This is a genomic window from Streptomyces sp. NPDC008238, assembly GCF_042956445.1.
GTDB lineage: Bacteria > Actinomycetota > Actinomycetes > Streptomycetales > Streptomycetaceae > Actinacidiphila.
The window spans coordinates 18,422-29,654 of sequence record NZ_JBIBGK010000051.1; the positions used below are offsets into that span (position 1 = coordinate 18,422).

At 73.6% G+C, this 11,233-nt stretch carries 1 protein-coding gene; it reads left to right on the forward strand.

What is annotated here, in order from left to right; genetic code table 11:
- Nucleotides 1-26: 26 nt before the first annotated feature.
- Nucleotides 27-11,233 (forward strand): SDR family NAD(P)-dependent oxidoreductase (locus ACFZAU_RS40865; RefSeq protein ID WP_500556446.1); only part of this gene is annotated, 11,207 nt, incomplete at its 3' end.

Genomic DNA, 11,233 nt, shown 5'->3' on the forward strand with positions numbered 1-11,233 from the left:
CGACTTCGATCCCGGGGATGGCGTACATGGTGAACGAGGAGAAGTACCTCGATTACCTCAAGCGGGCGACGACCGATCTCCGCGAGGCGCGGCGGCGGCTGCGCGAGATGGAGGAGAAGGACCAGGAGCCCATCGCCATCGTGGCGATGAGCTGCCGCTACCCCGGCGGTGTCGCCACCCCCGAGCAGCTGTGGGAGCTCGTCGCCCACGGCGGCGACGCGGTCTCCCCGTACCCCACCGACCGCGGCTGGGACACCGACGTCCTCTTCGACCCCGACCCCGACAGCGGGATCGACGCCTACGAGAAGGTCGGCGGCTTCCTCCACGACGCCGCCGACTTCGACCCCGGCTTCTTCGGCATCTCGCCGCGCGAGGCGCTGGCCATGGACCCGCAGCAGCGGCTGCTGCTGGAGATCTCGTGGGAGGCCCTCGAACGGGCCGGGATCGACCCCGCCTCCCTGCGCGGCAGCCGCACCGGCGTCTTCGCCGGACTCATGTACCACGACTACGCCGCCCGGCTGTTCAGCGTCCCCGAGGAGATCGAGGGCTTCCTCGGCAACGGCAGCTCCGGCAGCATCGCCTCCGGCCGCGTCGCCTACACCCTCGGCCTGGAGGGCCCGGCGGTCACCGTCGACACCGCGTGCTCCTCCTCGCTGGTCGCCCTCCACCTCGCCGCCCAGGCGCTGCGCGGCGGCGAGTGCACGCTGGCGCTGGCGGGCGGCGTCACGGTGATGTCGACACCCGGCACCTTCACCGAGTTCAGCCGCCAGCGCGGGCTGGCCGGTGACGGCCGCTGCAAGTCGTTCGCGGCCGCCGCCGACGGCACCGGCTGGGGCGAGGGCGCCGGCATGCTCCTGCTGGAGCGGCTGTCGGACGCCCGCCGCAACGGCCACCCGGTCCTCGCGGTCGTGCGCGGCTCCGCCGTCAACCAGGACGGCGCCAGCAGCGGCCTGACCGCGCCCAACGGCCCCTCCCAGCAGCGCGTCATCCGCGCCGCCCTCGCCGGCGCCCGCCTGTCCGCCGGCCAGATCGACGTCGTCGAGGCCCACGGCACCGGCACCACGCTCGGCGACCCCATCGAGGCCCAGGCCCTGCTCGCCACCTACGGGCAAGAGCACACGCCCGAACAGCCCCTGCTGCTCGGGTCGGTGAAGTCCAACCTCGGTCACACGCAGGCCGCCGCCGGTGTCGCGGGCATCATCAAGATGGTCATGGCGATGCGGCACGGCGTCGTGCCGAAGACCCTCCACGTCGACGGGCCGACGCCCAACGTCGACTGGACCGAGGGCGCCGTTTCGCTGCTCACCGAGTCCGTCGCCTGGCCTGACACCGGCCACCCGCGACGGGCCGGCGTCTCCTCGTTCGGCATCAGCGGCACCAACGCCCACACGATCATCGAGCAGGCCCCGGAGGCCGAGGCCGTCGAGGCCCCGGAGACCGCAGAGGCCCCGGCACCCGTGCCCGCCCTCTGGAACCTCTCCGCCAAGACACCGGCGGCCCTGCGCGCCCAGGCGGCCGCCCTGCGCGACCACCTGACCGCCCACCCCCACCTGCACACCGACGACGTGGCCTTCTCCCTGGCCACCGGACGCTCCGACTTCGAGCACCGCGCCGTACTCACCGCGGGCGACCCGGCCGGACTCCGCGACGCCCTGGCGTCCCTCGCGGACGCGGGCGCCGACGAGGCGACCGCGACCGTGCCGGGCGTCACGCGCGGCCGCCTGGTCGCCGGCAAGACGGCGTTCCTGTTCACGGGGCAGGGCAGCCAGCGCCTCGGCATGGGACGGGAGCTGTACCGGACGTATCCGGTCTTCGCGCGGGCCCTGGACGAGGTCTGTTCGCACCTCGGCACACCGCTGCGGGACGTGCTGTTCGGCGACGACGCCGAGGCGCTGGACCGCACGGAGCACGCGCAGCACGCGCTCTTCGCCGTCGAGGTGGCGCTGTTCCGGCTGATGGAGAGCTGGGGCGTGGAGCCCGACTTCGTGTCGGGGCACTCGGTGGGCGAGATCGCCGCGGCGCACGTGGCCGGCGTGGTCTCGCTGGAGGACGCCTGCACGCTGGTCGAGGCGCGCGGACGGCTGATGCAGGCGCTGCCGGCCGGCGGCGCGATGATCGCGCTGCAGGCGTCGGAGGACGAGGTCCTGCCGATGCTCACCGACCGGGTGGGCATCGCCGCCGTCAACGGCCCCCAGTCGGTCGTCATCGCCGGTGACGAGGACGCGGCACTGGAGATCGCCGCATGGTTCGTGGGCCGCAAATCCAAGCGCCTGACGGTCAGTCACGCCTTCCACTCCCCGCACATGGACGGGATGCTCGACGCGTTCCGTGCCGTCGTTGCCGGGCTGTCGTTCGAGGCTCCCCGCATCCCCGTCGTCTCCAACCTGACCGGCGCCGTCGTCACCGACGAGATGGCCTCGGCGGACTTCTGGGTGCGGCACGTCCGCGAGCCCGTCCGCTTCCTCGACGGCGTCCGCACCCTTGCCGAGCGCAACGTCACGCACTTCGTGGAACTCGGCCCCGACGCGGTGCTGTCCGCCATGGCCCAGGAGGGCCCGGTCGGCGAGACGGCCGCGTTCGTCCCCTTGCTCCGCACCGGCCGGCCCGAGGCCGAGACCGTCACCGCTGCCCTCGCCCGGCTCCACGTCCGCGGCGTGCCCGTCGCCTGGGACACCTACTACACGGGCAGCGGCGCCCGGCGCGTCGACCTGCCCACCTACGCCTTCCAGCGCGAGGCGTACTGGCTCGACGCCGGCCGCCCCGCCGGGGACGTCTCGGCGGCCGGACTCGGCGCCGCCGACCACCCGCTGCTCGGCGCCGCCGTCGCGCTCGCCGGCCTCGACGGCTTCCTCTGCACCGGCCGCCTCTCGCTGGACACCCACCCGTGGCTGGCCGACCACGCCGTCATGGGCTCTGTCCTGCTGCCCGGCACCGCCTTCGTGGAACTCGCGATCCGCGCCGGCGACCAAGTGGGCTGCGACCTGCTGGAAGAGCTCACCCTGCACGCGCCGCTGGTGCTGCCGCACGACGGTGCCGTCCAGGTCCAGGTGTGGGTCGGGGCACCGGACGCCACGGGCCGCCGCACCCTCGGCGTCCACTCCCGGCCCGAACCGGCCAGGGAGACCCCGCAGGACACGGCGCACGACGCACCGTGGACGCTGAACGCCGACGGCGTCCTCACCACCGGCGCCCCCGCCCCCGGCTTCGCCCCGGAGGTGTGGCCGCCGGCCGGTACCACCGCCGTGCCTGTGACCGACCTGTACGCCGGACTCGCCGAAGCGGGCCTGGAGTACGGACCCGCCTTCCAGGGCGTGCGCGCCGCCTGGCGCGCCCCCGACGGGACGACGTACGCCGAACTCGCCCTCGGCGACGAACAGCGCGCCGACGCGGCGCGTTTCGGCCTGCACCCCGCCCTGCTCGACGCCGCCCTGCACACCATCGGCCTCACCGGACTCGTCGAGGACACCGGCCGCGGCCGGCTGCCCTTCTCCTGGAACGGGGTCGCCCTGCACGCCGTGGGCGGCTCGGTGCTGCGCGCACGGCTGACGGCGACCGGCCCCGAGGCCGTGTCACTGGCGCTCGCGGACGAGGACGGCCGCCCGGTAGCCGACATCGCCTCCCTCACCCTCCGCCCGGTCTCCGCCGGACAGCTCGGCACCGGGCACGGCGGCCACCGCGACGCCCTGTTCGCCGTGGACTGGACGCCCCTCGACACCCCCGCGACGACGGTCGAGGACTGGGTCGTGCTCACCGGCCCGGCTTCGGACGACGTCCCGGGCCTGCCCGGCACCCGGCACGCCTCCGCGGCCGCGCTGATCGAGGCCTGCGACGCGGGCGCCCCCGTACCCGGTACCGTCCTGGTCCCGTACGCCGCTCCGGCCGCGCTCACCGCCGAGGCCGTGCACGAGGCCGCGCACCGCACGCTCGCCCTGCTCCGGTCCTGGACGGCGGAGGACCGCTTCGCCGACACCCGGCTCGTCCTGCTCACCGAAGGCGCCCTCGCCGCCCGCGACGACGACCGCGTCCCCGACCCGGTCCACGCCGCCGTCTGGGGTCTGGTGCGCTCGGCGCAGTCCGAGAACCCCGGGCGCTTCGTGCTGGTCGACACCGACGGCACCGACGCGTCCCTGGCGGCCCTGCCCGGCACACTCGCCACCGGTGAACCCCAACTCGCACTGCGCGACGGCATCGTCCACGCCGCCCGCCTCACCCGGGTCGCCGTGCCCGCCGAGGCCTCGGCTCCCGCGTTCGACGCCGAGGGGACGGTGCTGGTCAGCGGAGCGACCGGCACGCTCGGCGGGCTGGTGGCCCGTCACCTGGTGGCGGAGCGTGGCGTACGGCATCTGCTGCTGCTCAGCCGGCGTGGCGCCGAAGCGCCTGGTGCCGCCGAGCTGACGGCTGAGCTGGGCGCGTTGGGTGCCTCGGTGTCGTGGGCGGCGTGCGACGCCGCGGATCGTGACGCGCTGACGGAGGTGCTGGCGGCCGTGCCCGTCGAGCGTCCGCTGACGGCTGTCATCCACACCGCCGGAGTCCTGGACGACGGCGTCATCGACTCCCTCACGCCGGAGCGGCTCTCCGCCGTCCTGCGCCCCAAGGCCGACGCCGCCCTCAACCTGCACGAGCTCACCCGCGACCTCGACCTCGCCGCCTTCGTCCTCTTCTCGTCGGCCGCGGGCGTCTTCGGCGCGCCCGGCCAGGGCAACTACGCCGCCGCCAACGCCTTCCTGGACGCCCTCGCCCAGTACCGCCGTGCCCACGGCCTGCCCGCTACCTCGCTCGCCTGGGGCCTGTGGGAGGACACCGACGGCATGGCGGGCCGGCTCGACCAGGCCGACCTGGACCGCATGAAGCGCGGCGGCGTACAGGGCCTCACGGCCGCCGAAGGACTCGCGCTCCTCGACGTCGCCGACGCCCTCGGTACCGGGGTAAGCGATGGCGGCGGTTCCCACCGCAGTCTGCTGGTGCCCATGCGGCTGACCCTGCCCCACGGCGCGCGCGGCGCCGACGTCGCACCCCTGCTGCGCGGCCTCGTCCGCGGCCCCGGCAGGCGCCTCGTCACCAGCACCGGGGACCGTGCCGCAGCCGGCGGCTCCGCCGGTACCGCGCTCGAGCAGCGCCTCGTCGTACTCGACCCGGCCGAGCGGGAGCGGCTGCTCCTCGACCTCGTCCGCGCTCACGTGGCGGACGTCCTCGGCCACGGCTCCCCGGACGCCATCGAGCCCGAACACGCCTTCAGCGAGCTGGGCTTCGACTCCCTCACCGCCGTCGAACTGCGCAACCGCCTCGGCGCCTCGGTCGGCCGACGGCTGCCCGCCACCCTGATCTTCGACTACCCCACCTCCCTCACCCTCGCCCGCCACCTGCTCATGGAGTTGGCCGGGACGGACGCGGCCACACGCCCGTCCCTTGCCACAGCCGTCACCGATGGGGCCCTCGCGGACGACCCGATCGCCATAGTCGCGATGAGCTGCCGCTTCCCCGGCGGCGTCACCACCCCCGAGCAGCTGTGGCGCCTGCTGGAGAACGGCGAGGACGCCGTCTCCGGCTTCCCCGACGACCGCGGCTGGGACCTCGACGCCCTGTACGACCCCGACCCGGACCACCCCGGCACCTCGTACACCCGGCACGGCGGCTTCCTCCACGACGCCGCCGCGTTCGACCCCACCTTCTTCGGCATCAGCCCGCGCGACGCCGTCGGGACCGACCCGCAGCAACGGCTCCTGCTGGAGACCACCTGGGAGGCGTTCGAGCGGGCCGGCATCGACCCGGCCACGATGCGCGGCAGCCGGACCGGTGTCTTCGCGGGCGTGATGTACCACGACTACGCCACGCTCCTCGAACGCAGCGCCGACGGCGCCGACGGCTCCCTCGGCTCGGGCAGCACCGGCAGCATCGCGTCCGGCCGCGTCTCGTACACCTTCGGCCTCGAAGGACCTGCCGTCACCATCGACACGGCGTGCTCATCGTCGCTGGTGGCCCTGCATCTCGCCGTTCAGGCGCTGCGCAACGGCGAATGCGACATGGCCCTCGCGGGCGGCGTCACCGTCATGGCCACCCCCGGCACCTTCGTCGGCTTCAGCCGTCAGCGCGGCCTGTCCGCCGACGGCCGCTGCCGCGCCTTCTCCGCCGACGCCGACGGCACCGGCTGGGCCGAGGGCGCCGGCATGCTGCTGGTGGAACGCCTGTCCGACGCGCGCACCAAGGGCCACCCGGTGCTCGCCGTGGTGCGGGGTTCCGCGATCAACCAGGACGGCGCCAGCAACGGCATGACCGCCCCCAACGGCCCGTCCCAGCAGCGTGTCATCCGCGCCGCCCTGGCAAGCGGGGGACTGACCGCGGCGGACGTGGACGCCGTGGAGGCGCACGGCACCGGCACGACGCTGGGCGACCCGATCGAGGCGCAGGCGGTGCTCGCGACCTACGGCCAGGAGCGCGGCGGCGAACAGCCGCTGTGGCTGGGATCGATCAAGTCCAACTTCGGCCACACGCAGGCCGCGGCGGGCGTCGCGGGCATCATCAAGATGGTCATGGCGATGCGGCACGGCGTGCTCCCCAGGACGCTTCACGCCGACGAGCCCTCGGCACACGTGGACTGGTCGGCGGGCGCGGTCTCGCTGCTCACCGAGGCCGTCGCCTGGCCCGAGACGGGCCGTCCGCGCCGGGCCGGCGTGTCGTCGTTCGGCATCAGCGGCACCAACGCCCACACGATCATCGAGCAGGCACCTGCCGCCCTTGCGGCGCCCGAGACCCCTGCCTCGCACGGCCCGCTTCCGCTGCGGCTGTCCGGCCGCAGCACCGACGCCCTGTCTGCCCAGGCCCGCGCCCTGCGCGCACACCTGGCCGCCCACCCGGGCACGTCCCTGCGAGACCTCGCGTACTCCCTGGCCACCGGCCGGGCCGCCTTCGACCACCGCGCTGTTGTCGTCGCTTCGGACGACGCGTCGCTCGCCGCCGCGCTCGACGGCCTTGCCGACGGGCACCCCGCTCCCGGGCTCACGGCCGGCACGGTCAGCAAGGGCGGTCGCACGGCGCTCCTGTTCACGGGGCAGGGGAGTCAGCGGCTGGGGATGGGTCGTGAGTTGTATGCCGCCTATCCGGTGTTCGCGCGGGCGTTGGACGCGGTGCGTGAGCGCCTTGAGCTGGGTGCGTTGTTCGGGGATGACGCGGAGGCGTTGGACCGGACGGAGTTGGCGCAGCCTGCGTTGTTCGCGGTGGAGGTCGCGCTCTTCCGGCTGCTGGAGTCGTGGGGTGTGCGTCCGGACTTCGTGTCCGGGCATTCGGTGGGTGAGATCACGGCTGCGCATGTGGCCGGGGTGCTGTCCCTGGACGACGCGTGCACGTTGGTCGAGGCTCGCGGGCGGCTGATGCAGGCGCTGCCCTCCGGCGGTGTGATGATCGCGGTGCAGGCGTCGGAGGACGAGGTCCTGCCGCTGCTGAACGAGCGGGTGAGCATCGCGGCCGTGAACGGGCCGCAGGCTGTGGTGATCGCCGGTGACGAGGACGCGGCGGTCGCGATCGTGGAGTCCCTGGGGGATCGGAAGTCGAAGCGCCTGACGGTCAGCCATGCGTTCCACTCGCCGCACATGGACGGCATGCTCGACGCGTTCCGTGAGGTGGTGTCCGGGCTGTCGTTCGCGGCGCCGCGCATCCCGGTCGTCTCCAACCTGACCGGTGCCGTCGTCACGGACGAAGTGTCCTCGCCCGACTTCTGGGTGCGGCACGTCCGTGAGGCCGTGCGCTTCCTGGACGGCATCCGCGCCCTGGAGGCCGCGGGCGTCACCACGTATGTGGAGCTGGGTCCGGACGGCGTCCTGTCCGCCATGGCGCAGGAGTGCGTGACCGACGAGGGATCCGTCTTCGCCCCGGCGCTGCGCGGTGGCCGTCCGGAGGCCGAAACCGTCCTCACGGCCCTTGCCCACCTGCACGTCCGTGGTGGGGCCGCGGACTGGGAGGCCCCTTTCACCGGCACCGGTGCGCGGCGTGTGGACCTGCCCACCTACGCCTTCCAGCGGGCCCGCTACTGGCCCGACGCCGCTCACCCGCTCCCCGGTGACGCCGCAGGGCTCGGGCTTGCCGCCGCTGGGCACCCGCTGCTGGGCGCGTCCGTGACCCTGGCCGATGTCGACGGCCTGGTGTTCACGGGTCGGTTGTCGTTGCGTTCGCATCCGTGGCTGGCCGATCACGTGGTGTTCGGCTCGGTGTTGTTGCCGGGGACGGCGTTTGTGGAGCTGGCGCTGCATGCGGGTGAGCGTGCGGGGTGCCCGGGTCTGGCGGAGCTGACGCTTGCGGCGCCTCTGGTCCTGCCGGAGTCCGGCGCGGTTCAGGTGCAGGTGGTGGTCGGTGAGGCCGACGGCTCGGGCGGTCGTTCCGTTGCCGTGTACTCGCGTCCGGACGGTGACGACGAGGCCTGGGTTCGCCATGCGGTGGGCCTGCTGACGGACAGCGTCCAGGCCGAGGTGAGCGACCTGTCCGTGTGGCCTCCCGCCGGGGCCACCGCCGTGAGCGCGGCGAGCGCGTACGAGGTGCTCGACGCCGCCGGTCTCACGTACGGGCCCCTGTTCGAGGGGCTCGGTGCGGCATGGCGGCGTGACGGCGAACTGTTCGCGGAGGTGTCGCTCCCCGCGGAGCTGCAGGGTGACGCCGAGGGGTTCAGTGTGCACCCGGCATTGCTGGACGCGGTGTTGCACAGCCTGGCGCTGGGTGGGGTACTCACGGGCGCGGATGAGGGCGCGCGGTTGCCGTTCGCGTGGAGTGGTGTGCGGTTGCACGCGGCCGGCGCGTCGTCGGTGCGTGTGCGGGTGGCGTCGGCCGGGGACGGTGCGGTGTCGCTGGAGCTGGCGGACCCGACAGGCGCCCCGGTGGTGTCGGTCGAGTCGCTCGCGCTGCGCGCGGTCTCGCCCGACCAGATCGACGCCGCGCACGACAATCGCCAGAACTCCCTCTACCGGCTCGAATGGACCGGACGTCCGGCCGAGCGGGAGCGGACTTCGCCGTCGCTGACGGCCAGTTGTGCGGTCGTGGGCGCCGGGATACCGGGTCTGGACTGCCCGATCCACACCGACCTTGCTGCCCTGGCGGATGCGTCCGACGTCGTGCCGGACCTGGTGTTCGTCACCCTCGGAGAGGCCGAGGGCGAAGTGCGGGAAGCGGTGCACGCCGGGGCCTCCGGCGCGCTCGCCCTTGTTCAGGCCTGGCTGGAGGAGGACCGCTTCGCCGACTCCCGCCTCGTGTTCGTCACCCGCGGGGCGATGGCGGCCGACGACCTTGTCGGCGCGGCGGTCTGGGGCCTGGTCCGTTCGGCCGCGACCGAGCACCCCGGCCGGTTCGCCCTCGTCGACCTCGACGACAGGGCCCTGCCCACGGAGGCGGTTGCCGCGGCCCTGGCCGCGGGGGAGTCCGAGATGCTCGCCCGCGAGGGCGCGGTGCGGGTGCCGCGTCTGGTCCGTGCGGTGGCGGAGCCCGGGCCGCTGGTCCTGGACGGCACGGTGTTGGTGACGGGTGCCAGTGGTGAGCTCGGCGGTTTGTTCGCGCGTCACTTGGTGTCCGAGTACGGGGTGCGGGATCTGCTGTTGGTGAGTCGGCGGGGTGGGGACGCCCCGGGTGCTTCTGAGTTGACCGCTGAGCTGGCGGGTCTGGGTGCGTCGGTGGTGTGGGCGGCGTGTGATGTGGCCGATCGGGACGCTCTGGCCAGGGTGCTGGAGGGCGTTCCGGTGGAGCGTCCGCTGTCGGCGGTGGTGCACACCGCGGGTGTTCTGGATGACGGTGTGGTCGGGTCGCTGACGGCTGAGCGTCTGTCGGCGGTGCTGCGTCCGAAGGTGGATGCGGCGTGGAACCTGCATGAGCTGACGCAGGGCATGGATCTGTCGGCGTTCGTGCTGTTCTCCTCCGCTGCCGGTGTGTTCGGCAATGCGGGTCAGGCGAACTACGCGGCGGCCAACTCCTTCCTGGACGCCCTGGCTGTTCACCGCAGGTCGCAGGGCCTGGCCGCGACGTCGCTGGCCTGGGGGCTGTGGGACGGCGGCATGGCCGGCGAGCTCGACGCCGATGAGGTGTCCCGGCTGGGCCGAGGCGGCGTCAGCGCGCTGTCGGAGGAAGAGGGCCTGGCCCTGTTCGACGCGGCCGCCGCTTCGCAGGACGCGGAGTTCGTACCGGTGAAGCTGGACCTGGGCGCGCTGCGTACGCAGGCGGCCAGCGGCATGCTGCCGCCGCTGCTTAGTGGTCTGGTCCGCGTCCCGGCCCGTCGTGCCGCGAAGGCTGTCGGCGCGGGGCCGGAGGCGGAACGCCTGGCCGGACTGCCAGTGGCCGAGCAGAAGGCTCACGTCGTGGAGTTGGTCCGCACCCAGGTCGCGGCGGTGCTCGGCTACGCGGGCCCCGAGGGTGTGGAGCCGGATCGGTCGTTCCGTGAGCTGGGCTTCGACTCGCTGACCGCCGTCGAGCTGCGCAACCGGCTCGGGGCGGCGATCGGGCTGCGCCTGCCGGCCACCCTCGTCTTCGACTACCCGACCTCCGTGGTCCTGGCCGAGCACCTGCGTGGGGAGCTCGTCGGAGCTGCCCCGGCAGCGGTGGCGCCGGTCGCCGTCCCGGTCCGTGACGACGAGCCGATCGCGATCGTGGGTCTGGGCTGCCGCTATCCGGGTGGGGTGGAGAGCCCGGAGGATCTGTGGCGGCTGGTTCTTGAGGGCCGGGATGCGATTTCCGGCTTCCCTGAGGATCGTGGCTGGGACGTGGAGGCGTTGTTCGACGCCGATCCCGACCAGCAGGGGACGAGCTACGCCCGGGAGGGTGGCTTTGTCCGGGACGCGGGTCACTTCGACCCCGCTTTCTTCGGGATCTCGCCGCGGGAGGCGGTGGCGATGGATCCGCAGCAGCGGTTGCTGCTGGAGACGTCGTGGGAGGCGTTCGAGCGGGCCGGGATCGACCCGACGACGATGCGCGGCAGCCGGACCGGTGTCTTCGCGGGTGTGATGTACCACGACTACGCGTCCCGGCTGTCGGTGCTCCCCGAGGGCGTCGAAGGCTTCCTCGGCACGGGTAACGCCGCGAGTGTCATCTCGGGCCGCCTCTCCTATGCGTTCGGGCTCGAGGGTCCGGCGGTCACCGTCGACACGGCCTGCTCGTCCTCGCTCGTCGCCCTGCACCTGGCGGTGCAGGCGCTGCGGAGTGGTGAGTGTGATCTGGCGCTGGCTGGTGGTGTGACGGTGATGGCGACGCCGGCGGCGTTTGTGGAGTTCAG